This is a genomic window from Streptomyces sp. HmicA12 (assembly GCF_000373565.1).
GTDB lineage: Bacteria > Actinomycetota > Actinomycetes > Streptomycetales > Streptomycetaceae > Streptomyces.
Genome location: NZ_KB891851.1, coordinates 130,877 through 152,517, shown reverse-complemented (window position 1 = coordinate 152,517; position 21,641 = coordinate 130,877). Strand labels below are relative to the sequence as shown.

Genomic DNA, 21,641 nt, shown 5'->3' with positions numbered 1-21,641 from the left:
CGCCCCCACACCTCCGGGAGTCGACGTGGCCTCCTCCTTCCACCTGCCCCACGAACTGCACGGCGAAGGACCGCACAAGGTGATCGCGGTGCACGGCTGGTTCGCCGACCGCTCCGCGTACGCGCCGATCGTGCCCGACCTGGACCGCGAGTCGTTCCAGTACGCGCTCGTGGACCTGCGCGGCTACGGCAGGGCGAAGGACGTGCCCGGCGCGTACACGACGGCCGAGGGCGCGGCGGACGTGCTGGACCTCGCGGACCGGCTCGGCTGGACCCGGTTCTCCCTGGTCGGGCACTCGATGGGCGGCAGCGTGGCGCAGCGGGTGGTGGCGAACGCGACGGGGCGGGTGCGGCGGATCGTGGGCGTGTCCCCGGTCCCGGCGTCCGGGCTGCCGCTGCCGCCCGAGCAGTGGGAGCTGTTCTCCACGGCGGACACCAGGCCCGAGCACCGGCGCGCGATCCTCGACGTCACAACGGGCGGCGTCCGCCCGGCCGCCTGGCTGGACCGCATGGTGGCACGCTCGCTGGAGTGCAGCGACGCCAAGGCGTTCCGGGCCTGGCTCGACTCGTGGACGGGCGACGACTTCCACGCCGGCCTGGAGGGCTGTACGACGCCCGCGCTCGCCGTGACCGGCCAGCTCGACCCGGCGCTCTCGGCGGACCTGACCCGTGCGACATGGCTGCGCTGGTTCGTCCGCGGTGAGCTGGTCGACCTCCCGGTGTGCGGGCACTACGCGATGGACGAGGCGCCGCTCGCGCTGATCCGGGTCGCGGAGGACTTCCTGCGGGCGGACGCCGCATGACGACGCCGGTCCCCGACGTCTTCGACCCCCGCCTGTACGGGCGCGGGGTCCCGCACGACCGCTACCGCACGCTGCGCGACCACCACCCGGTGGCGTGGCAGGACGAACCGGCGGTCCTCGGCTGGCCCGCGGGCCCCGGCTTCTGGGCGGTGACCCGGCACGCGGACGTCGTCCGGGTCCTCAAGGACTCCGCGACGTACTCCTCGCACCTGGGCGCGACCCAGATCCGCGACCCGGACCCGGCGGACCTGCCCTTCATCCGCGGCATGATGCTCAACCAGGACCCGCCGGCCCACGGCAGGCTGCGCCGCCTGGTGAGCCGCGCGTTCACCCCGCGCCGCGTGGAGGCGTTCACGCGGGCGGCCCGCGACCGCGCGAGGTCCTTGCTGGTCAAGGCACTCGAGACACCGGGCACGGTCGACCTGGTCGCGACGGTCACCGACGACTACGCCCTGCTCAACCTCGCCGACCTGCTCGGCGTCCCCGAGTCCGACCGCAGCCTGATGCTGCACTGGACGCGTCGCGTCATCGGCTACCAGGACCCCGACGAGGCGCCGGAAGGCTCAGCGCGCGTGAACCCGCGCTCCCCCGCCGCGCTGGCCGACATGTTCGCGTACGCCGACGAACTCACCGCCCACAAACGCGCCCACCCCGCCGACGACGTCATGACGACGCTCGCCGCCGACCCCGAACTCACCCCGCCCGAACGCCAGATGTTCTTCTTCCTCCTGACCGTCGCGGGCAACGACACGGTCCGCGGCGCGGCCCCGGGAGCCCTGGCCCTGCTGGCGGAGCACCCGTCCGCGTACCGACAACTGCGCGCGGGACGGGTGGACTTGACGACGGCGGTCGACGAGCTGCTGCGCCGCCACCCGCCCGTCCTCACCTTCCGCCGCACGGCCGCCCACGACACGACGCTGTCCGGCACGCGGATCACCAAGGGCGACAAGGTCGTCGTCTTCCACGCCTCGGCCAACCACGACGAGCGCGTCCACCGCGACCCCTTCGCCCTGGACCTGACGCGCACCCCCAACCCTCACGTCTCGTTCGGCGACGGCCCGCACGTCTGCCTGGGCGCACACTTCGCCCGGCTCCAACTGCGGGTGCTGTACGAGGAGGTGGGCCGGGCCCTGCCGACCCTGACCCTCGCCGGGCCGCCGCGGCGGCTGGTGTCGAACTTCATCAACGGGATCAAGGAGCTTCCCCTGAAGGGGAGTTGATCCACGGAAGTCCGTGCCACGGTCAAGTTTCGGTCAACCTGGTCCGAAGATGCGCAAGGCCCGGACCCTGGCCACCCCTGTGACCTACAGTGACCTCGTGGATCGTGTGTGCCACCGGTCCACAGGTGAAATCGGGGGAACGAGATGGATCCGGTGACGGCTGTCGCGGCCGCGGGTGTCGCACTCGTGGCAAAGGGAGCACTGGAGAGCGCGGGCCAGGAGGCCGGGCGTGCGGGGTGGGCCGGTTGGACCCGGCTGATCGAGCGGATCCGCGTGCGGTTCCGCGGTGATTCCGCCGCCGAGAGCGCCCTCGACCAGGTGACCCGAGCACCCGACGACGAGAGCGCCCAGCAGGAGCTCGAGCGGGTTCTCGCCGCCCACATGCTGCTCGACCGCGGCTTCGAGGACGAGATGCGCCGCATGGTCGACGAGGCCGTGGCGGCCCGGGGCAACGGCGCGCAGGTGACCGCCGCCCTGATCAAGACCGCCCAGGTGTTCAACGAGAAGGTCGAGATCCAGGGCGACTGGAACATCTCGTAGCCACCCTCGCGCCGTCCGCGCGGCTCGTTCCGCGCCACCGCCACGTCCGGAAGACCGAGATCCATTGAGCGAGGAATCAGCGCCTGACTCCCGGCCGGCCGCCGACACCACCACGGGCGACGGTTCGCCCGCGGACGCCCCGCCGTCCGCCGAGGAGTCCACGAAGCCCGAGGCCCGTCCCTTCGACGAGGAGCAGGACGGTCCCGTCAGCGAGACCGACGCCCTGCGCTCGCTCGTCTCCGGCGCGGGGCCCGACGCCGCCGAGCGGTCGGAGGCACATCGGGCGTCCGCCATCGCCGACCTCATCGCCGCCCGGCTGAACGCCGACGCGTCGGGCACCAGCATCGGCACGCTCGCGCTCTTCAACGACAGCGTCAGCTTCGGCGGCGGGTTCCACACCGCCGGCTCCCGCGGCCCCGGTCCCGGCCGGCGCGCGGGCCAGACCATCGCGCTCGACGGCGCCGAACTCGTCGAGTACACCGAGCTGTTCGTACAGCCCGAGGGGTACGACACGGCGCTCGACGAGCTGTGCGAGCAGTCGCTGCTCGTCCTGACCGGACCGCCCGGAAGCGGGCGCGCGGCCACCGCCGTCAACCTGCTCTCCGAGGCCACGGCCCTCAGCGGCGCCCACGAGGGAGGCTGTCACCGGCTGCTCGACCCCTCGGCGCTGACCGAACCCGGCTGGGAACCGCCCGTCAAGAACTGCGGGTACCTCGTCGAGGTCGACGACGGGCCGGCGGGCGCCCGGGAGTTCGGGGTCCGGCAACTGACGGCGGTCGCGGCCAGGCTCCGTACCGCCGGCTGTCTGCTCGTCCTCACCGGCGGACACGACCTCGCGCTCGCCGCGACCAGCGCGGCCGGCACGGAGGCGTTCGCCCGCCATGAACTCACGGCGACGGACCCCCTGGTGGTGCTGGAACGGCGGGTGCTCGGCCACGCGCCGGAGCCCGAGGCACGGAGCCGACTGCACGCGCTGCTCACCTCCACCAACGCCGTGAAGGCCCTGCGCGAGCAGCCCGCCGCCCGGCACGCGGTGCGGCTCGCCTCCGTGATCAGCGCGGACGGCGATCTCGCCGGGGCGGTCGCCGCCCTGCGCGACCCCAGCGACCAGGTCCGCTCATGGTTCCGGCGGCACCGCGCGCCCGAGGCCGTCGCCTTCGCGCTCGCCTCGGCCGTCCTGGAGGAGAGCAGCTACCTCACCGTCGCCGAGGCGGCCGTCCGGCTCCACGCCGCCCTGACGCCGCCCGAACCGGCCCCGTTCGACCTGCGGTTCGCCGACCGTCTCGGCCATGAGCAGCAGTGGATCCGGCTCGAAGCGGCCGGGTCCGATCCGCTCGCCGCGGGCGGCCCGCCCCGGGTCAGATACCGCAACGCGCTGCTCGGGCAGGCGGTCCTGGTCCACGCGTGGAGCACGCTCGACGGGCGCCGGGAGGCCGTCCTCGAATGGCTGCGCCGACTGCTCGGCCACCGTGACCTGGAGGTGCGGGCCCGCGCCTCCGTCGCCGCGGGCGTTCTCGCCTGGGCGGATCACCACTACGCGGTGCACCGGTTCCTCACCGGCTGGGCGGGCAGTACGTCCTGGCCGCAGCGGCAGGCGGCGGCGACCGCGCTGGGCGTGGCCGGAAGCCGGCCCGAATCGGCCGAGGCCGTCTGGGAACTGCTCGACTCGTGGGCGCGGAGCGGCAGTTCGGCGTACGAGCGCCGCCTGGCGGGCACCGCGGCGAACGCGGCGGGCGGCATCCTCGGCCGCGGCGCCCCCGAGAAGGCCGTCGCCGTCCTGCGCCGCGCGCTCGACCGCGGCGACGACTGGGGCACCCTTCCCTCGGTGGCCTGGGGCGGAGTCCACCTGATCCACCAGGGACGGGCGGGCACGCTCCTCGACGCCTACCGGGACTGGTCCGCGCCGCAGGACCTGTCCCCCATGGTCGTCAAGACGCTCTCCGCCTTCGTCTTCGCGGTCTCCCAGCCGTACGAGCGTCCGGCCGCGGGCAGGGAAGCGGCAGGGGTGCCCGGGGTTCCGCTGCTGTTGAGCTCGCTGCCCGCGCACCACGAGTGCCTCGTGGAGCTGTGGGCGCGCGCGCTGGCCAGGCGCCCGGTGCAGGACACGGCGCTGGCCGCGCTGCGGGAATGGATCGACACGTACGCCGACCTGTGCCCCGGCGGCCTCGGACGCGTCACGGAGCTCCTCGCCGACGTGGCCCGCAAGCCCGGCAAGCACCGCGAACGGCTGCTGTATTGGCTCGACAGGTGGGCGGCCGACCGCGACCGCCCGTCCGGGAACGCGGCGTCCCTGCGCCGCCGCATCTGACCCGGAGACGCACGAGAGCGAGGGGCAGGGAACGCCATGCAGGAACAGACCTACGATCCGGTCGTCGAGGTCGCCGAGCTGCCGAAGTGGCGGCTGACGAGCCCGCTGCGCCCGCCGGACCCCGGCCGTGCCCTGGTCCTGGTCCGGGACAGCGGACCCTCGCTGACGGTCCGCAGCGGTGAGGAGATCCCCTCGGCGCGGTACGGCGGTTACCGCTCCGTGTTCACGGTGGACCTCGCCGAGCACCGGCTCGTCCTGGACATCGACCTGCTCAGCCGCGACCCCACGTTCTCCTTCCGCAGCCGCGTCGACCTGATCTGCAAGGTCGCGGACCCGGCGAAGGTCGTCGCCCGCGGCATCCGCGACATGAGCGGCGCGCTGTACGCGCATCTGCGCCGGACGCTGCGCGAGGTGGCGCGGGACTACGACATCGCCGAGTTCCACGAGGCCGAGCAGGCGCTCAACACCGCGCTCGCCGTCTTCACCGGGGACGACGCGATCCGGCTGCGCAACATCCACGTCGAACTGCTCGTCGACGAGGACGAGATCGCCGCCAGCGGGCGGGAGTTCAGGGACGTGGTGCGCGAGAGCCGCCTGGCGCGCATGCGCCGCACCCGGCATGTCGAGATGATCCGCGAGGAGGGCATCGACGGCCTGATCGCCGAGATCATGGAGAAGGAGGGGCCGCGCGCCGCGCTCACCTGGATCGAGAAGAGCGAGGCCGAGAAGCGCGAGGTCAAGCGTGAGGTCATGCGGTTGGTCCTGGAGCGCGGCGACGCCGACCGGGAGCCGTTCGAGCAGACCGAGCTGGAGCGCGTCGTCCTGGAGGAGGTGCTGCGCGGCGGGGACGGCCTGTTCGAGACGGCGACGCGGCGCGGACGGCTGCGCGGCTCACTGTCCCGGGCCATCGAACCGGCCGCGGCCGACCCCGCCGACGAGGAACCCGCGACGCCGCCGCTGAGGGGCGAGGTGCTGCGCGAGGAGCCCGGGTCCTCCGGCCCCGGCCGGGTCTCCGGCGTCCGCGCGTCGGGCGGCCTGCGCCGGCCCGGCAGGGACGACGCCCCGGGCCGGGCACCGGACGCCGACCGTGACACCCCCCGTCGGCGTCCCGTCGCCCCTTCCGTACCGCCCGAGGACGAACCGCTGCCGCCCACCGGCAGCGCCCCGCCGCCTCCGCGTCCTGCCTCCCCCGAGCCACCGGAGCCGAGGGTGAGCCGTGTGCGCGGCACCGCCAAACGCCGGCCGACCGATTCCGGCAAGGAGCCGCGATGAACCATCCGCACCCGGACAGCACCGCCCCGGACGCCCAGGGGCCCCGGCCCGTGTGGGCCGGATCCGGAGCGGCGACCCTCGGGCCCGATCCCGCCGGCGGACCGCCCGCGCCGCGGGCCACACCGCCGCGCCTCGCCTGGGGCGAGGACCAGGGGCCGCTCCAGACGGTGTCCGTGTGGACCGAGCGGGTCCCGGGCCGGGGGGAGGACGCGGAGCCGTTCGTCGCCCACCACTGGGAGTCGGGGCAGGGCCTGCTCGCCGTCTTCGACGGGTCGGGCGGCGCGGGCGCGGCCCCGGCCTGGCAGGCGCCCGACGGCACGTCCCGTACCGGCGCCTGGGTGGGCGCGCGCACGGCCCGGCTCGCCACGGAGTGCTGGTTCCACGACGTCGCGGGGGACCGCCAGTACGCGGAGCCGCAGTCGCTGCACGACTACCTGGAGTACTTCCTCACCAAGGCGCCCCGGCGACAGAGCAAGATCCGCGGCACCATGCGCCGCCAGCTGCCCACCACGCTCGCCGGCGTGCACTACCAGGTCGCCCCCGGGGAGACGGAGGTCGAGCTGCGGTCGCTGTGGGCGGGTGACTCACGGGCGTACGTGCTGTTGCCGGAGAGCGGACTGCACGTGCTCACCCGCGACCACACCCGCGAGAGCGACGCGCTGGAACTGCTGCGCAGCGATCCGCCGATGACCAATCTGATCTGCGCCGACCGCGACTTCGCCATCGACACCCATCAGTTGTCCCTGCCGCTGCCGTGCGTGCTCGTCGCGGCCACCGACGGGTTCTTCGGCTACGTCCACACGCCCGCCGACCTCGAGCACCTTCTGCTGCGCACACTGCAACAGGCGGGCGACTCCGCCGGATGGGCCGACCTGATCCGGCGCGAGGTGGAGTCCTTCACGGCCGACGACGCCTCGCTCGCGCTGCTGACGCTGGGCTACCGGAGCTTCGAGGGCCTGCGGTCCCGGTTCGCGCCCCGGCTGAGCCGGCTGGCCGACCAGCAGTCCGTGGGCAGGCCGGACGAGCTCATCGCCGGGCTCGGCCCCGCCGGGGATCCGGCCGGGACCACGGCCCTGATCAAGGCGTGGCAGGACCAGTCGTGGGAGGCGTACCGCCACGGCTACGAGGTCCACATGCCGCCCGCGCCCGAGGAGCACGTATGAAACAAGGAGACGTGATCGCGGGCTACCGCATCACCACCGCGCCGACCAACGCCAACGGCGGGAAGTGCATCTGGGCCTTCGCCGAGAAGTCCGGTTCCGCGTACTTCATCAAGCAGTTCCTGGAGCCCAAGCGGCCCAAGGACGACGCCCGTGACTCGCCGAGTCTGCGGATCCGGCGGCAGCTGGCCCAGGAGTTCGAGGAACGGCACCGCACGATCATGAAGCGGCTCCGGCCCGACGCCCACGGCGGCGGCAACCTCGTGCTGGCCACGGACTTCTTCCACGAGGGCAGCACGTACTACAAGGTCACCGAGCGCATCGACACCTCCAGTCTGGAGAAGCCGCAGGCGCTGGAGCCGCGCCAGAAGATGGTGCTGCTCAAGACGCTCGGCACCAGCCTGAAGCAGCTGCACGACATCGACGTGGTGCACGGGGACCTGAAGCCGCTCAACGTGCTCGTGCAGAAGCGCGACGACGCGGCCTTCCACACCGCGAAGCTGATCGACTTCGACGATTCGTACGTCGCGGGGCTGCCGCCCGCGCCCGAGGACATCTCCGGCGACTCCCTGTACGGGGCCCCGGAGTGGCGCCGCTATCTGCGGCAGGACGGCTCGGCCGGGCCCGAGCGGCTGACGTGCGCCGTGGACGTGTTCGCGCTGGGCCTGATGACCCACCTCTATCTGACGGGTGAACTCCCGCGCCATGACGAGCGGTTCGGCTCTCCGGCGGACGCGGTCAACGCCGGGGAGCGGCTGAGCCTCGACCCGCGGCTCTCGGACGAGATCCAGGCGCTGCTGCGGGCGATGGGCCACGCGGATCCCGCGCAGCGTCCGCGCATGGCGACGTATCTCAAGACCCTGTCGGATCCGAAGGTGTGCGCGCTGCAGCACCGTCGCCCCGGTAGTGGCCCCGCGAAGAAGCCGCCCGCGGAGGAGAGCCCGGTGCCGCGGACGCGGACGAGCCGGGTCCGCGGCAACCTCAAGCCGCGCACCGGCTCCCCCGCGCCCCGTACCGCTCCGGCCGAACCCGCGCCGGCGCCCGCTCCCCCGGAGCCGGCCCCGGCCGCCCCGCCCGCTCCCCGGTCCTCCCGCGTCCGCATCAACCTGGGCGACCGCGGCCGGGACCGCAAAGCACCGTGAACCAGGAGTCGCACATGAACGCCAGCAACGACCAGTACCAGGGCAATCTGCAGTACGCCGTCGACATCGTGCTCTGCATCGACGCGACCGGCAGCATGTTCCCCGTCCTCGACACCGTGAAGGCGAGCGCGCTGCAGTTCCACGACCGCCTCAACGACGTGATGGCGAAGAAGGGCAAGGCGATCAGCCAGCTGCGGCTGAAGACCATCGCGTTCCGGGACTTCGGCGACGACCCGTCGTCGGCGATCGAGCAGACCGCCTTCCTGCGTCTGCCCGAACAGGCCAAGGAGTTCGAGCGGTTCGTGCGCGGTATCGACGCGGGCGGTGGCGGTGACATCCCGGAGTCGGGGCTCGAGGCGCTCGCCCTCGCCATCAACTCCCCCTGGGAGACGGGCCTGGACCGCAGGCGGCACGTCATCGTGATGTTCACGGACGCCCCCGCGCACCCGCTGGGCACCGTGGGCGCGTCCGCGCAGACGTACCCGACGAACATCCCGCGCAGCATCGACGACCTCTTCGAGCAGTGGGGTTATGCCCGCAGCCAGACCGCGGTCATGGAGCAGTCGGCCAAGCGGCTCGTGCTGTTCGCGCCGGACCAGGAGCCGTGGAAGGACCCGATCTCCGAGGAGTGGGACCTCACGCTGCACTTCGAGTCCAAGGCGGGCGAGGGCCTCGAGGAGTTCGAGATGGACGAGATCATCGAGACGATCGCGAACAGTCTGTGATCGAGCGACTGGAGTGGCCCGGATTCGAGCTCGTCCTCAACGAAGGAGTCCTGGGGCTGCGCTGGACCGACGCCGCGGACCTGGAGGTCAAGACCGAGCGCTGCGTCGAGGCGTCGCTGCGCCCCAGGTCGGGTGACGGTTCGGGCCAGTTGGTGTTCCGGTTCAGGAGTGCGTCGTCCGAAGCGGGCGACCTGATCGTGCTGCGGGTCGGTGTGCCGGCCGCCCACGTCCGGGGCACCGAGGAACTGCTCGATCTGCTGCGGCGCGAGCACGGTGTGCCGGAGCGGCAGGCCGAGGAGGACGAGGCGGCCGACATCTCGCGGGTCCCCTCGGACACGCGGGAGTGGGTCCTGGCGCCCACGGGCCCCGCCTCCGAGGAGCTCTTCGTCGAGGTCATGGAACGGATCGAGAACGACCCGGGCTGAACCGGGACCCGACGCACGCAACGACGGATCGAGGAAAGGCAGTACAGGGGTGGCGGCAACGGCCAACTGGCGCTGCGCGGACTGCGACACGTTCAACAAGCCCGCGGAGAAGGCCTGCACGATCTGCGGCGGTGCCCGCCGCACGCCCGCTCCTGCCGCCGCCCCGCCCCGCAAGAGCTCTCCGCGTCCGGCGGCCAGGCGTCCGTCGCCGGCCGGGCCGCCCGCGGACTGGCGCTGCACCAAGTGCGACACCAACAACCGCAAGGCGGACACGTCGTGCTTCGTCTGCGACACCAAGTGGAAGGCGGCCACGAAGCCCGCGGCCAAGCCGGCGGCGAAGAAGGCGACGCCGAGGCCGGCCGGGTCCGCCTCGGGCGGCTCGACGAAGCCTCCGCCGAAGAAGCCGGCCCCGAAGAAGCCGACGCCCAAGAAGTCGACCTCCGCATCGGGATCGTCGGGATCGTCCGGCTCTTCGGGCCCGTCGGCCGGGAAGAGCGCCCCGAGGCGGCCGTCGTCCACGGGCCCGAGAGGCACGTCGGGCTCCGCCTCGACGGGGTCGCGTCCGCGCCCGGAGAGCCTGTTCCACCCGCCGCCGACCGCCGCGACCGGCTACACGCCCACCGCGCCGCACCCCGCCCCCGCGCCGCCACCGGCCCCGGGCCCGCGGTGGTCGCCGCCACCGGCTCCGGTGAAGAAGAGCAACGGCTGCGCGGGCTGCCTGGTGGCCGCCGTCGTGGGCATCGGGCTCCTCTTCGCCGCGCAGAGCTGCATCAAGTCGCTCGGCTCGAGTACCACGGGCGGCTCCGACCCGACCCCCACGAGCACCGCCGCGGCCTGCCCCGGCCGCATCGCCGACGAACTGCCCTCGGGTGACGGAGCCGAACTGGTCGAGGCGTTCCGTACGGACAACAAGCAGATCGTCCTGTGCCGCACCGGGGCCGGGAAGCTGTACTACTTCGGCGAGTTCAGCGACCGCCGCGAGGCCGGCATCACCATGCCCGCGAAGCGGACCGACGACGGCTACGAGGCGAGCAACCCGCCCTACCGCTACGACATCCACGACAACGTCGTGTCGATCTACAAGTCGGGCACCCGGATCGGCCGGGAGAAGCTCACGCCGGAACCGTCCCCCGAATGACATCGATGCCCGCGCAGAACCTCCTGCGCGGGCATCGTCCGGTTCCTCGGCCGTCCGGGACGGTCAGCTCTCGTCGGCCTCGAGGCGCAGCGAGACGCTGTTGATGCAGTACCGCTGATCGGTGGGGGTCGGATACCCCTCGCCCTCGAAGACGTGCCCGAGGTGCGATCCGCACCGGGCGCACCGCACCTCCGTGCGCACCATCCCGTGCGAACGGTCCGCGATCAGTTCGACGGCGGCCGAGTCCTTCGGGTCGTAGAAGGACGGCCAGCCGCAGTGCGACTCGAACTTCTCCGTGGAGGTGAAGAGCTCGGCTCCGCAGGCGCGGCAGGAGTAGACGCCCTTCGTCTTCGAGTCGGTGTACTCACCGGTGAAGGCGGGCTCCGTGCCGGCCTGGCGCAGTACCGCGTACTCGGCCGGGCTCAGCTCCGCGCGCCACTGCTCGTCCGGCTTCTCGACGTCGTACGACATGTCAGGTGCCTCCTCAGCCCTTCAGGTGGTCCAGGATGCGCGGACCGAGGTCCGTGACGTCGCCCGCGCCCATGGTGAGAACGAGATCACCGGGCTTGGCCATTCCCGCGACGGCCGTGACGGCCGCGCTCTTGTCCTGGGCGGCCTGGACGTCGGCGCCCGCCGCGCGGGCCGCGTCGATGATCAGGGCGCTGGTGATGCCCGGGATCGGGTCCTCGCGGGCCGGGTAGATGTCGAGGACGACCGAGGCGTCGGCGAGGGCGAGGGCGTCGCCCATCTCCTTGCCGAGTTCCTGGGTGCGGGAGAAGAGGTGCGGCTGGAAGAGGACCAGCAGGCGGGAATCGCCGGCTGCCGAGCGCATGGCCTCCAGGTCGGCCGACATCTCGGTGGGGTGGTGGGCGTAGGAGTCGATGACCTGCACGCCGTTCACCTCGCCCTTGAGCTGGAGGCGGCGCTTGACGCCGGTGTACGACTTGAGCGCCGAGGCCAGGTTCCGGGCCGGGATGCCCATCGCGACGCCCGCCGCGAGGGCGGCGACCGCGTTGTGCGCGTAGTGGCGGCCGGGGACCGAGACGGTGAAGGTGAGCAGCTTGCCGTCGAGGAGAACCGTCACCTCGCTGGTCAGGCCGCGCGGGGTGATCTTGTGGATGCGGATGTCCGAGGACTCCGACTCGCCGTACGTGACGACCTTCAGGGACGTCGTGTCGCGGATCCGGCGGGTCAGCTCGGCGGCGCCCGACTGGTCGGCGGCGATGACCAGGGTGCCGCCCGGGACGATCTTCGTCGTGAACGTCTCGAAGGACTCGTAGATCTCGTCCATCGACGCGTAGTTGGCGTGGTGGTCGAGCTCGACGTTGAGGATGATCGCGACTTCCGGCGCGTACTTGTGGAAGCTGCGGTCGGACTCGTCGGCCTCGGCCACGAAGATGTCGCCCTCGCCGTGCAGCGCGTTCGAGCCGGGGGCGTCCAGGTCGCCGCCGATCGCGTACGAGGGGTTCAGGCCGAGGGACGTGAGGGACACCGCGAGCATCGACGTCGTGGTCGTCTTGCCGTGCGTGCCCGCGACCGCGATCGGGCGCAGGTCGTCCATCAGGGAGGCGAGGGCGTCGGAGCGGTGCACGACCGGGATGCCGAGCTCCTTGGCACGGGCCAGTTCCGGGTTGTCCTCGCGGATCGCGGAGGAGACCACGACGCAGGTGGTGTCCGGGGCGACGTGCTCGGCGGCGTGGCCGATGTGCACCGTGGCGCCGAGCGCGCGCAGGGAATCGGCCGTGGCGGACTCGCGGGCGTCGCTGCCCGCGACCCGCGCGCCGCGCTGGGCGAGGATCTTGGCGATGCCCGACATTCCGGCGCCGCCGATGCCGATGAAGTGCGGTCGGTCCATGTCGGCGATGGAATGCGGCAGGCCGGGTGCCATGCGTGTTACTCCCCTGGGGTTCCGATGCGACGTGTTCCGTGGACGAATGCGACCACGGGCCGGGCCCAGCCTATTGCCTCCGGCCCGGCCGCCCCGCACCCCGGCACCCCGCCTCGCTACGCCTTGCTGTGCGAGAAGAGCTTCAGAACCGGAACGCCGACCTTGTGACGGGCCTGCGAGGCCCAGTCGCGGTGGAAGAACTCCTCGACGTAGTGCGGGTCGGTCAGCACGATCACCTCGTCCGCCTTCACCTCGTCGACCAGGGCCTTGAGGGCGTCCAGCGGGTGGTCCTCGATGAGGCTGCCCTCCGCGGCGCTGCCGGCCTGGCGGAGCGCGGTGAGGGAGACCTGCAGGGCCTGCTCGGCGGGGCCCTTGGCCTCGTCGCCCTCCAGGACGTCGCCCTCGCGCGCCGCCTCGTCCAGTTCCCCCATCGCTACGTCGTCGATCGCGCGCAGCAGCCGGTCGGCCTGGTCGCCGCGGGGCTGGAGCAGTACATGGAAGGCGACTTCCTCGTCACCGTGCAAAGTGGTGACGAACTCCACGTCGGCGGACGTCAGGGCCTTCTCGATCATCAATACGCTCGTGAACACGACGGGCGCCCTTCTTCTCCTACCGTGGGCCGTCCTTCGACGGGTCCCTGCGGAACTGCGGAAACCATCCTGCCCCGTGCCCGCACGGGGTCTGCGAGTTTTAGTGTGCCCAGCGCGAGCTAAACGGAACGGATCATTCCGCCGAGTGTCGCCTCCGACCGTATCGGGTGTAGAGAAAACCGTCCTCTTCCAGGAGAGAGAGCAGCTCGAAACGTTCCGGCACGGTCAGCGCCGAGCCGCCGGCGATGCGCTGGGCATCGCCGGCGGTGAGCATCGGGGACACCGTCAGACACAGCTCGTCGAGTACCCCGGCCGCCACGAACTGACCCAGCATCCGCGGTCCGCCCTCGGTGAGCAGCCTGCGGTGGCCGCGGTCCGCGAGCGCCGCCACCGCGCGGTCCGGGTCGACCGTCGCGCCCTCGCCCGCGAGCAGCACCTCGGCGCCCGACCCGCGCGCGGCCTCGATCCGCTCGGCCGGGGCACCCGAACCGGTGATCACGTACGTGGGGGCCAGCGGCTCGGTGAACAGGGGCAGCGAGAAGTCCAGGTCCAGGCTCGCGCTGATCACCGCGATGGACGGGGCGGGGTCCTGCCCGGCCGCCGCCCGGCGCGCGGCGAACGCCTCCCGGGCACGGGCGGGCCGGTACCCCTCCTGGCGGACCGTCTGGGCGCCGACCACGACCACGTCGGCGAGGCCGCGCAAGGTTCCGAAGACCCGCATGTCGGTGTCGCTGGAGATGGGCTGGGACCGGCCGTCGTGCTGGGCCGCGCCGTCGAGCGTGGAGACCATGTTGGCGCGCAGCCATGCCTGGTGGTCCGCCCGCGGCGGATAGGCGTAGGCGTCGGCGAGCGCGTCGAGGCTCCACTCCGACCCCAGGGGCTCCCCGCCCCCCTGCCGGCCCGCGTGATCTGCTGTTTCGTACGTCACAGGGAACAGGCGTCGCATGACGTGCAGTGTGGCACGGCCACTAAGCTGATGAGTTGTGTCGTCCTCCACCGAAACCGCAGACTCCCGCCGCGCGGGCCAGCCGGGCGTGAGCCCCATATCGGGTGCGGCGCCGCTGTCCCTGTGCGCCCGCGAGCCGCGCGTTCCCGCGGAGCGGCTGGTGGCGGAGATGGTGCCGCCGCCCCGGTTCGCCTCGGCGCGCTTCGACACGTACATCCCGGACCCGAACCAGCCGAGCCAGACGCAGGCGATCGACGTCCTGAGCTCCTTCGCGGCGGGGCTCGGCGGGGCGCACGCCTCCGGCACCGGCAAGAAGCGCGGCCTCTTCGGCTTCGGCAAGAAGCCCGCGGCGCCGGCCGGTCCCCGCGGTGTGTACCTCGACGGCGGTTACGGCGTCGGCAAGACCCACCTGCTCGCCTCCCTGTGGCACGCGACCCCGGCCGAGCCCGCGCTCAAGGCGTTCGGCACCTTCGTGGAGCTCACGAACCTGGTCGGCGCCCTCGGCTTCCAGCAGACGGTGAAGACGCTCAGCGGCCACCGGCTCCTGTGCATCGACGAGTTCGAGCTCGACGACCCGGGCGACACCGTGCTGGTCTCGTCCCTGCTCGGCAAGCTGGTGGAGGCGGGTGTCGCGCTCGCGGCCACGTCGAACACGCTGCCCGGCAAGCTCGGCGAGGGCCGGTTCGCCGCCGCGGACTTCCTGCGCGAGATCCAGGGCCTGTCGGCGCACTTCCGCCCGCTGCGCATCGACGGCGAGGACTACCGCCACCGGGGTCTGCCCGAGGCCCCGCCGCCGTTCTCCGAGGAGCAGGTCACCAAGGCCGCGTACGCCACCGAGGGCGCCTCGCTCGACGACTTCCCGCACCTGCTCGACCACCTCGCGCGCGTCCACCCGAGCCGGTACGGCGCCCTGACCGACGACCTGAAGGCCGTGTGCCTGACCGACGTCGGCGCCGTCCCCGACCAGTCGACGGCCCTGCGCCTGGTCGTCCTGGCCGACCGGCTCTACGACCGGGAGATCCCGGTGCTCGCGTCGGGCGACCCGTTCGACCAGCTCTTCAGCGAGGAGATGCTGAACGGCGGCTACCGCAAGAAGTACTTCCGCGCGATCTCACGGCTCACGGCGTTGGCGCGGGATGCGAAGGGTCTCGTACGGGATTGAGGAAGGGTCTCGTACGGGATTGAGGAAGGGTCTCGTGCGGGATCAAAGGGGCCGTGCCCAGCTCGGCGCGCGGGCGGTCGGGCCAGCCCTCCCGGCACGCCTCCGCCGTCGTCCGCCGTACGGGCACCACGCCCGCCCGTCACGCCTTCCGGCGACGCCGCTTGCGGACGAAGCCGTTCGTGAGGGCCACCACCGCCGTCACCGCGCCGACTGCGAGCAACAGGAGCGCGACCACGACGGCGGTGATGAAGAGGTCGGCTGATGCGCCCTCCAGCGTGTCCTTGCCCCACAGCATCAAGGTGATCACCGCCCACCACACCCCGGCCCTGGCGGCGAGCCGCCGGGCCGACGGGGCGGAGGCGGGACCGCGACGGTGCTCGTAGTGCTCGCGGAGCCCGTACGCCATGCCCTCCCACCGCAGGACCAGCGCCAGGAGCAGACCCGGCGCCGCCCCCACCGCGAGCAGCAGCAGGGCATCGGTGGGCTCGAACGGGAGCCGCAGGGCGACTCCCCCGCCGTGAACAGCGCGGCCGTCCCGGCCCCCAGCACCGCGCCCGCCCGCCCGCCCGGAACGGATGCCGGTACGCCCGCAACAGGAACCGAGGGCGGGGCCGTGGCTTCGTGACCGCTTCCAGGTCCTGCCGGACCATGACCCGCACCATCACCCCGTCCACCACGCGCACCGCACGCAGCAACGCCCGCGTCACCTCTCCGGACACCCGAGTCACCCCGCCCCCGCCCCTCGGCCTGATACCGCACGCCCCCGGCGCCGGGCGGGACGGTAGCGAACCTACACGAGTAACCACGCCCCAACTGGCTTTACTACGCGCGTGGTTCCCGTGGCGAAGTGTGCGTGATAGACACAGCCGGGTCACAGTTCCTGTCCGCCAGCAGGAGGTTGCACCATGTCAGGCACCACTGATGCACGACAGTCCGCAACACGACGTCAAGTCCTCGCCCGCACCGGCGGGTTGGGGGTGGGAATCGCCTTCGCCGGGGCCGTGTCCGAGCTGTTCGCCGGCTCCGCGGCAGCCCAGGGACGCGCCGGGTACGGGCCGTTGGTCGAGGACCCGGCCGGGCTGCTCGACCTCCCGAAGGGGTTCCGGTACAAGGTCCTGTCCCGCGAGGGCGATCAACTCCGCTCCGGCGAGGGCCCGGTGCCCAGCAATCACGACGGCATGGCCGCCTTCGGCGGGAGACAGGGCCGCGTGCACCTCGTGCGCAACCACGAGAACCGGGTCACCGGCCGCGTCCCGGTACCGACCGTCGAGGGCATCACGTACGACCCGATGGGCAAGGGCGGCTGTACGGCGCTCACGCTCGACCGGCACAACAACGTCCTGAGCGAGCGGGTCGCCATCGCGGGCACCGCCGTCAACTGCGCGGGCGGGCACACCCCTTGGGGTACGTGGCTCACCTGCGAGGAGACCGAGGACAAGGCCGGCACGAACGGCTACACCAAGGACCACGGCTTCATCTTCGAGGTCGACCCGGTCGACCCGCGCCGCTCGGGCGCCGTGCCGCTGACCGCGATGGGCCGCTTCCAGCACGAGGCGATCGCCGTCGACCCGCGGCGCGGGGTCGTCTACGAGACGGAGGACGCCTTCGACAAGCCCTTCGGCCTCTTCTACCGCTTCCTGCCCAACAAGCCCCAGGGCGGCCTCGGTTCACTGCGCGCGGGCGGCACGCTGCAGGCGATGCGCGTACCGGGCGTACCGGATCTGTCGGCGGTCCAGGAGACCGGAGCCACCTTCACCGGCATCGAGTGGGTCGACGTACCCGACCCACTGGCCGCCACCACCCCCATCCGCAACCAGGACTTCGGCCCGAAGGGCATCACGCACGCCCAGAAGCTGGAGGGCTGCTACTGGGGCGGGTCCTGTGTCTACTTCGTGTCGTCGTACGCCCGCAGCCGCGAGGGCTCGGCCGCCGACCACTACGGCCAGATCTGGCGCTACGACCCGAGCGCGCGACGGCTGACCCTGGTCATCGTCTTCGGACCCGACACCGACGTCCAACTGCCGGGCGAGGAGCCGGACAACATCTGCCTCGCGCCCAGCGGCGGCCTCATGGTGTGCGAGGACGGCGAGGGCGCGCAGCACGTCTTCGGCGTCACCCGCAAGGGCGAGGTGTACGCGATGGCGCGCGGGCGGCAGAACATCGGAACGCCGGAGGCCCCCGAGTGGGGCGAGTTCGCCGGGGTCACGTTCTCGCCGGACGGCGACACGATGTACGTGAACTGCTACACGCCCGGGACGACGTTCGCCGTGACCGGACCCTGGCACAAGTAGGACCGCACGCGCTCCGGGGCACCCGAGCGGGTGTCCCGGAGCACACCGGCCGACCTGAACCGGCCTTCCCCCGGCCTGATTTGGCGGGTGGGGCGCCGCGTGGCATCCGCACGGCCTGGGCAGGTAGCCCGTATGGACGAACGGTCAACCACAGCTTGGGAGTTCACCGACGACCGCGGGCATCTCGCCGCCGCGCCCGAACCACCGTCACGCGTCGTGGCGTACATACAGGCGGGAGCGAGCCTGTGGGATCTCGGGATACGCCCCGTGGGTGTCTTCGGCTCGTACCACGACGGGGCCCGCCCCGACCGCGCCAAGTCGGGCGCCCTGCCGCTCGACGACGTCGCCTACCTCGGCGCGGGCGCGGGCCTCGGCCTCGACGACGTACTCGCCGTCCGGCCTGACCTCGTGGTCGCGCTGACCTACGGCGGCGGACAGGTGTACGGGATCGAACCCGACACGGCGAAACACCTGGAGGAACATGTCCCGGTCGTCGTGATCGACGTGGGCCAGGGCCGCACGCTGGGCGGCGTCCGGGAGCGGTTCGCCGAGCTCGGCCGCTCGCTCGGCCTCGCCGAGAGCCCCGCCGCGCTGATGGAACTGACGCGGGCGGAAGGCGAGTTGGCGGCACTGACGGAGACGGCGACCGGCGCGGCACGCGTACTGGCGCTCTCCCCCGGCGGCTCCGGCTCGGTCCACCTGGCACGCCCCGCCAAGTGGCCCGATCTCAGCGCCCTGACGGGCCTCGGCGTGCGTACCGTGGAGCCGCCCGAGGGCCCCGGCGCCAACTGGCACACCGGCAGCTGGGCCGACGCGGACGAACTCGCCCCGGACATCGTCCTGTTGGACGCCCGCGCCAATGCGGCCCCGGGCGCCGAGTACGGCGGCGACGCTCACTGGGCCGCCGTGGCCGAGCGGGCCGTGGTCCTCCCGTGGAACCCGGAGATCCCGGCCAGCGCGGCCGCGCACGCGGCGTTCTTCAGGCAGCTCGCAGAGGCGCTGCGCGGGCGCGCCTGATCCTCCGACGCGGGGGCGCCCGCCGGCTCCTACCCGGAAGGCTCGTCCGGGACCGGCTGGTCGGGGCGTACGCCGCCGGAGCGCGGTGCGCCCCGGCGGCCCGTACCCGATTCGTCGGGCTCGGGCACGGTCTCGTCCGGCGTCCCGTCGTCGGCCTCGTCCTCGGGCGGCCCGCCGCCGATGTCCAGCGGATCGATGTCGTGCGCGCCCGCCTGCTGGTCGGGCAGGTCGCGGGGGACGACCGGCGGGCGCTTGCCGGGAGTCTCCGGGCGCACGTCGGGTTCGGGGTGCCTCACCATGTGGATGCCTCCCTCTCGGCTCGGTCCAGCTGGGTCCAGCTGCGTTCGCGAGCGGGTGCCCTGCCGTTCTCTCCCTCAAACTCGGCGTTTCCACGCGGAGGTTGTGGGCACCCGCGCGGCGTCCAGGTGCCATTGAGGGAGAAGGAAATGGAGTGGTTGGACTGGGCCGCGTGCACGGATGAGGACCCTGAGCTGTTCTTCCCGGTCGGTACGACAGGGCCCGCCGTCCACGATGTCGAGGCCGCGAAGCAGGTGTGCCGCAGGTGCCCCGTCGTCACCGAGTGCCTGAGGTGGGCCGTGGAGACGGGGCAGACCTCAGGGGTGTGGGGCGGCACCTCCGAACGGGAGCGGGCCGGACTCCTGAGAGCGCAACGCCGCCGGGCGCGGGCCCACTGAGTCGGGCGGTGGGCCGCTTGTGCCGGGTGCGGGTCCGGTGGGGCCCGGGCGAGGGAAGCTCGCTTCAGGGGCGCGGGGAACTGCGCGAGAAGCCCCACCGGCCCGCAGCCGCGAGACGACCCACAGCCGCGAGACGAACGGCATCCGGCGGACGCGACGGCGCAAGGGGCGCGGGGCCCGCGTCCACCAGGCTCCGCCACGGGTCGCGAGAAGCCCCACCGGACCCGCACCCGACACTCACCCCCCGATCGCCCGGCGGCGCCCACGCAGCCGCCCGGGCCCGAACGCCCAGCACACCAGGAGCGTCGCCCCGGCCCCCGCCAGCGCCCCGGCCAGCGTGTCCGACAGCCAGTGCGCGTGCAGCCACGTGCGGCTCCACATCATCGTCAGGGTCAGCACCACACCGACCGGCCACCACCACCGCAGCCGCCGCGCCGGCACACAGATCGCCCCGATCAGGACGACCGTCATCGCCATCGTCGCGGCGTGCCCGGACGGAAACGACCCGTGGTCCACCGTGACCAGCGGATGCGCCGGACGCGGCCGGTCCACCAGATGCTTGAGCGCCTGCACCGCCACCTGCGTGGCCAGCGTCGCGATCAGCACGCAGAGCCCCGCCCCGAACCGCCGCAGAGCGAACAGCACGAGCATCCCCACCAGCGGCACCAGCGCCCCGTAGGGCCCGCCGAACAGGTTGAGCGCGGAGGCCAGGGACTCCGCGAAACCCTTGTGGGGCCCGCCCATCCACCGCAGCCATGTGTCGTCCACGGCCTGGAACGGCGGACGCCGGTCCGCGCGAACGGCCGTTCCCACCAGCACGGGGACCACCAACAGAGCGGCCCCGGCGGACAGCAGAACCCTCGGACGGACGTGCGGCGGCGCGGCGAGAGACATGGGAGGCCTTTCAGGACGGCTCGGAACGGCGTTGCCCGGCGGCCGAGATAGTTACACGTGTCACCGACCGCACGCCAGCCCCTCACCGACATCAGATCCACAGCCGGCCCACACCACGAACAACCCTGACCCGTCAGCCACCGGCCCTCAACCGCAAGCCCTCAACCCTCAACCCCCAGCCCTCAGCCCTCAGCCCTCAGCCCTCAACTGCCAGCCGTCAGCCGTCAGCCCGACGACTCACGCACCTCGATCTGCGCGGTGGACCGGAACCGCTCCCCCGGCACCACCGAGGAGTCCGAGATCAGCCGGTCGACCAGCGCCGCCACCTCCCCGGGCTCGGGAAGCCGCGTACGCACACTCGTCAGCCGCGGCCGCAACAGCCGCGCGAGCAGCAGATCGTCCGCCCCGACCACGGCGAGGTCCCCCGGAATGTCGACACCGGCGTCCTGCAGCGCCCGCATCAGCAGCATCGCGTACTCGTCGTTGTACGCGAAGACGGCATCCAACTCCCTTGTCTGAGCCACGAGTCGAGCGGCGGACTCCTCCGTGTAGGCCAGCGGAAGAGGGGTGACCGCGGCCCCCGGAAACGCCCGGGCCGCCGCCCTCGCCCCGGCGAGGCGCGGGCCACTGAAGGGGTCGAGCCCCCGCTCCCGCGGCACCACGACGCCGAGCCTGCGCCGCCCCGAGGACAGCAGGTGCGCCGCGGCCACCGCACCGATCTCCTCCTGGTCCATCGTGATCCCGTGCGCGCCCGGCGCCGGCGGCGGCCCGAACGAGAGCACGGCCCGGGTGCCGGAGCGCAGGAGTATGTCGACGGAGTCCGCGGTGAGCGGCGCACCGAAGGTGGTCAGCACCGCCGCGGGCCGGAGCTCGGCCCAGGCGCGGGCGGTGTCCTCCGGCGACCCGTCGGCCCGGGCCCCGTGCAGGACCCCGGTGTACCCGTGCCGCTCCAGCTCCGTCTGGAACCGGGCGATGAACGCGGAGAAAAGGGGCCCGAACGCCGGGACCCGGTCCGCCGGCACCGCGATCAGGACCAGCCCGCTGCTGCCGGAGCGCAGGGAGCGGGCTGCGGCGTGCGGGACGTAGCCGAGCTCCCGGGCGGCCTTCTTGACCTTGGCCTGGGTCGCGGCGCTGACCTTGCCCGCCGCCTGGCCGTTCAGGACGTAGGAGACGGTGGCCCGGGAGACCCCGGCATGGCGCGCGACGGCGGCGCTGGTGGGCGTCGGCGCGGGCGCGTTCTGTGCGCTGCGGGCACTGCGGGCACGGTCGTTCATGGCTGACGCGCATCCTTTCACAGCAGCCTGAACAGGGTCTTTCGGAGTCGGTCCGCGAAAGGTCTGGCGCGGAGGCGAGGGAGGGTGCTACAAACCCGTTTACACGAGTAACTTACACGTGTCACCGCCAGGTGCTCCTGACCCGTCATGAG

At 72.7% G+C, this 21,641-nt stretch carries 22 protein-coding genes; 14 read left to right on the top strand and 8 right to left on the bottom strand.

What is annotated here, in order from left to right; genetic code table 11:
* The first annotated feature begins 25 nt into the window (after positions 1–25).
* The 10 genes from B072_RS47925 to B072_RS0139680 all read left to right on the top strand — a co-directional run bounded on the left by B072_RS47925 (position 26) and on the right by B072_RS0139680 (position 10,732).
* Positions 26–802 carry an alpha/beta fold hydrolase gene (locus B072_RS47925; protein WP_026246802.1) on the top strand — a complete coding sequence of 259 codons (777 nt, stop codon included), beginning with the start codon at positions 26–28 and terminating at the stop codon, positions 800–802.
* Entirely contained in the window at positions 799–2,022 is a 1,224-nt protein-coding gene (locus B072_RS0139720; protein ID WP_018535570.1) for a cytochrome P450, read from the top strand. Before B072_RS47925 ends, B072_RS0139720 begins: the two co-directional genes overlap by 4 nt.
* A gap of 186 nt (positions 2,023–2,208) precedes the next feature.
* Positions 2,209–2,562: a hypothetical protein gene (locus tag B072_RS0139715; protein WP_234019017.1), complete on the top strand. Its 354-nt coding sequence runs from the start codon at positions 2,209–2,211 to the stop codon at positions 2,560–2,562.
* A 64-nt stretch (positions 2,563–2,626) separates the two neighbouring features.
* Positions 2,627–4,870 (top strand): hypothetical protein, encoded by a 2,244-nt coding sequence (locus B072_RS0139710; protein WP_018535568.1) that lies wholly within the window; start codon positions 2,627–2,629, stop codon positions 4,868–4,870.
* 36 nt (positions 4,871–4,906) lie between these two features.
* Positions 4,907–6,142, top strand: coding sequence for a hypothetical protein (locus B072_RS0139705; RefSeq protein WP_026246801.1), 1,236 nt, complete (start codon positions 4,907–4,909; stop codon positions 6,140–6,142).
* Entirely contained in the window at positions 6,139–7,305 is a 1,167-nt protein-coding gene (locus B072_RS0139700) for a protein phosphatase 2C domain-containing protein (protein ID WP_018535567.1), read from the top strand. Before B072_RS0139705 ends, B072_RS0139700 begins: the two co-directional genes overlap by 4 nt.
* Positions 7,302–8,444, top strand: a complete 1,143-nt coding sequence (locus B072_RS0139695; protein WP_202538626.1) for a protein kinase domain-containing protein — start codon at positions 7,302–7,304, stop codon at positions 8,442–8,444. The genes B072_RS0139700 and B072_RS0139695 overlap by 4 nt, the downstream gene beginning before the upstream one ends.
* A gap of 14 nt (positions 8,445–8,458) precedes the next feature.
* Positions 8,459–9,169, top strand: a complete 711-nt coding sequence (locus B072_RS0139690) for a vWA domain-containing protein (protein WP_018535565.1) — start codon at positions 8,459–8,461, stop codon at positions 9,167–9,169.
* Positions 9,166–9,594, top strand: a complete 429-nt coding sequence (locus B072_RS0139685) for a hypothetical protein (RefSeq protein WP_018535564.1) — start codon at positions 9,166–9,168, stop codon at positions 9,592–9,594. Before B072_RS0139690 ends, B072_RS0139685 begins: the two co-directional genes overlap by 4 nt.
* A 49-nt stretch (positions 9,595–9,643) precedes the next feature.
* A complete protein-coding gene (locus tag B072_RS0139680) occupies positions 9,644–10,732 on the top strand; it encodes a hypothetical protein (RefSeq protein ID WP_026246800.1) in 1,089 nt (362 codons plus the stop codon).
* Positions 10,733–10,795: 63 nt separating this feature from the next.
* On the opposite strand, the gene msrB is transcribed toward B072_RS0139680, so the two are convergent.
* From msrB to B072_RS0139660, 4 genes are all read right to left on the bottom strand, one after another.
* Positions 10,796–11,203, bottom strand: a complete 408-nt coding sequence (msrB, locus tag B072_RS0139675) for a peptide-methionine (R)-S-oxide reductase MsrB (RefSeq protein WP_018535563.1) — start codon at positions 11,201–11,203, stop codon at positions 10,796–10,798.
* Positions 11,204–11,216: 13 nt separating this feature from the next.
* A complete protein-coding gene (murC, locus tag B072_RS0139670) occupies positions 11,217–12,620 on the bottom strand; it encodes a UDP-N-acetylmuramate--L-alanine ligase (protein ID WP_018535562.1) in 1,404 nt (467 codons plus the stop codon).
* 116 nt (positions 12,621–12,736) lie between these two features.
* Positions 12,737–13,210, bottom strand: coding sequence for a hypothetical protein (locus tag B072_RS0139665; protein ID WP_026246799.1), 474 nt, complete (start codon positions 13,208–13,210; stop codon positions 12,737–12,739).
* 133 nt (positions 13,211–13,343) lie between these two features.
* On the bottom strand, positions 13,344–14,156 hold the full coding sequence (locus B072_RS0139660; protein WP_199791141.1) for a pyrimidine reductase family protein: 813 nt from the start codon (positions 14,154–14,156) through the stop codon (positions 13,344–13,346).
* Between the two features lie 88 nt (positions 14,157–14,244).
* On the opposite strand from B072_RS0139660, the gene zapE reads away from it, so the two are divergent.
* Positions 14,245–15,318, top strand: a complete 1,074-nt coding sequence (zapE, locus tag B072_RS0139655) for a cell division protein ZapE (RefSeq protein ID WP_026246798.1) — start codon at positions 14,245–14,247, stop codon at positions 15,316–15,318.
* 139 nt (positions 15,319–15,457) lie between these two features.
* Here the strand turns inward: zapE and B072_RS0139650 are convergent, their stop codons facing one another.
* A complete protein-coding gene (locus tag B072_RS0139650; protein WP_018535558.1) occupies positions 15,458–15,775 on the bottom strand; it encodes a hypothetical protein in 318 nt (105 codons plus the stop codon).
* 448 nt (positions 15,776–16,223) lie between these two features.
* Here B072_RS0139650 and B072_RS0139645 point away from each other — a divergent pair, with 448 nt between their 5' ends.
* Positions 16,224–17,609, top strand: a complete 1,386-nt coding sequence (locus tag B072_RS0139645; RefSeq protein ID WP_026246797.1) for an alkaline phosphatase PhoX — start codon at positions 16,224–16,226, stop codon at positions 17,607–17,609.
* 132 nt (positions 17,610–17,741) lie between these two features.
* A complete protein-coding gene (locus B072_RS0139640) occupies positions 17,742–18,626 on the top strand; it encodes a hypothetical protein (RefSeq protein ID WP_018535556.1) in 885 nt (294 codons plus the stop codon).
* 29 nt (positions 18,627–18,655) lie between these two features.
* Here the strand turns inward: B072_RS0139640 and B072_RS0139635 are convergent, their stop codons facing one another.
* The gene (locus B072_RS0139635) at positions 18,656–18,925 is read right to left on the bottom strand and encodes a hypothetical protein (protein ID WP_018535555.1); all 270 of its coding nucleotides are present in this window, start codon (positions 18,923–18,925) and stop codon (positions 18,656–18,658) included.
* Positions 18,926–19,072: 147 nt separating this feature from the next.
* Between B072_RS0139635 and B072_RS0139630 the strand changes: the two genes are divergently transcribed.
* Positions 19,073–19,321 carry a WhiB family transcriptional regulator gene (locus tag B072_RS0139630; RefSeq protein WP_018535554.1) on the top strand — a complete coding sequence of 83 codons (249 nt, stop codon included), beginning with the start codon at positions 19,073–19,075 and terminating at the stop codon, positions 19,319–19,321.
* A 237-nt stretch (positions 19,322–19,558) separates the two neighbouring features.
* Here the strand turns inward: B072_RS0139630 and B072_RS0139625 are convergent, their stop codons facing one another.
* Both B072_RS0139625 and B072_RS0139620 read right to left on the bottom strand, forming a co-directional pair.
* Entirely contained in the window at positions 19,559–20,215 is a 657-nt protein-coding gene (locus B072_RS0139625; RefSeq protein ID WP_018535553.1) for a phosphatase PAP2 family protein, read from the bottom strand.
* 224 nt (positions 20,216–20,439) lie between these two features.
* On the bottom strand, positions 20,440–21,489 hold the full coding sequence (locus B072_RS0139620; RefSeq protein WP_018535552.1) for a LacI family DNA-binding transcriptional regulator: 1,050 nt from the start codon (positions 21,487–21,489) through the stop codon (positions 20,440–20,442).
* Positions 21,490–21,641: the final 152 nt, after the last annotated feature.

What these genes read in the sequence shown, in the direction of transcription:
- B072_RS0139630 (WP_018535554.1), top strand. Translation starts at nt 19,073, where the DNA reads ATGGAGTGGTTGGACTGGGCCGCGTGCACGGATGAGGACCCTGAGCTG.
- B072_RS0139625 (WP_018535553.1), bottom strand. Translation starts at nt 20,215, where the DNA reads ATGTCTCTCGCCGCGCCGCCGCACGTCCGTCCGAGGGTTCTGCTGTCC.
- B072_RS0139635 (WP_018535555.1), bottom strand. Translation starts at nt 18,925, where the DNA reads ATGGTGAGGCACCCCGAACCCGACGTGCGCCCGGAGACTCCCGGCAAG.
- msrB (WP_018535563.1), bottom strand. Translation starts at nt 11,203, where the DNA reads ATGTCGTACGACGTCGAGAAGCCGGACGAGCAGTGGCGCGCGGAGCTG.
- B072_RS0139720 (WP_018535570.1), top strand. Translation starts at nt 799, where the DNA reads ATGACGACGCCGGTCCCCGACGTCTTCGACCCCCGCCTGTACGGGCGC.
- B072_RS0139660 (WP_199791141.1), bottom strand. Translation starts at nt 14,156, where the DNA reads ATGCGACGCCTGTTCCCTGTGACGTACGAAACAGCAGATCACGCGGGC.
- B072_RS0139690 (WP_018535565.1), top strand. Translation starts at nt 8,459, where the DNA reads ATGAACGCCAGCAACGACCAGTACCAGGGCAATCTGCAGTACGCCGTC.
- B072_RS0139620 (WP_018535552.1), bottom strand. Translation starts at nt 21,489, where the DNA reads ATGAACGACCGTGCCCGCAGTGCCCGCAGCGCACAGAACGCGCCCGCG.
- B072_RS0139640 (WP_018535556.1), top strand. Translation starts at nt 17,742, where the DNA reads ATGGACGAACGGTCAACCACAGCTTGGGAGTTCACCGACGACCGCGGG.
- B072_RS0139700 (WP_018535567.1), top strand. Translation starts at nt 6,139, where the DNA reads ATGAACCATCCGCACCCGGACAGCACCGCCCCGGACGCCCAGGGGCCC.
- B072_RS0139695 (WP_202538626.1), top strand. Translation starts at nt 7,302, where the DNA reads ATGAAACAAGGAGACGTGATCGCGGGCTACCGCATCACCACCGCGCCG.
- B072_RS0139645 (WP_026246797.1), top strand. Translation starts at nt 16,224, where the DNA reads ATGTCAGGCACCACTGATGCACGACAGTCCGCAACACGACGTCAAGTC.
- B072_RS0139705 (WP_026246801.1), top strand. Translation starts at nt 4,907, where the DNA reads ATGCAGGAACAGACCTACGATCCGGTCGTCGAGGTCGCCGAGCTGCCG.
- murC (WP_018535562.1), bottom strand. Translation starts at nt 12,620, where the DNA reads ATGGCACCCGGCCTGCCGCATTCCATCGCCGACATGGACCGACCGCAC.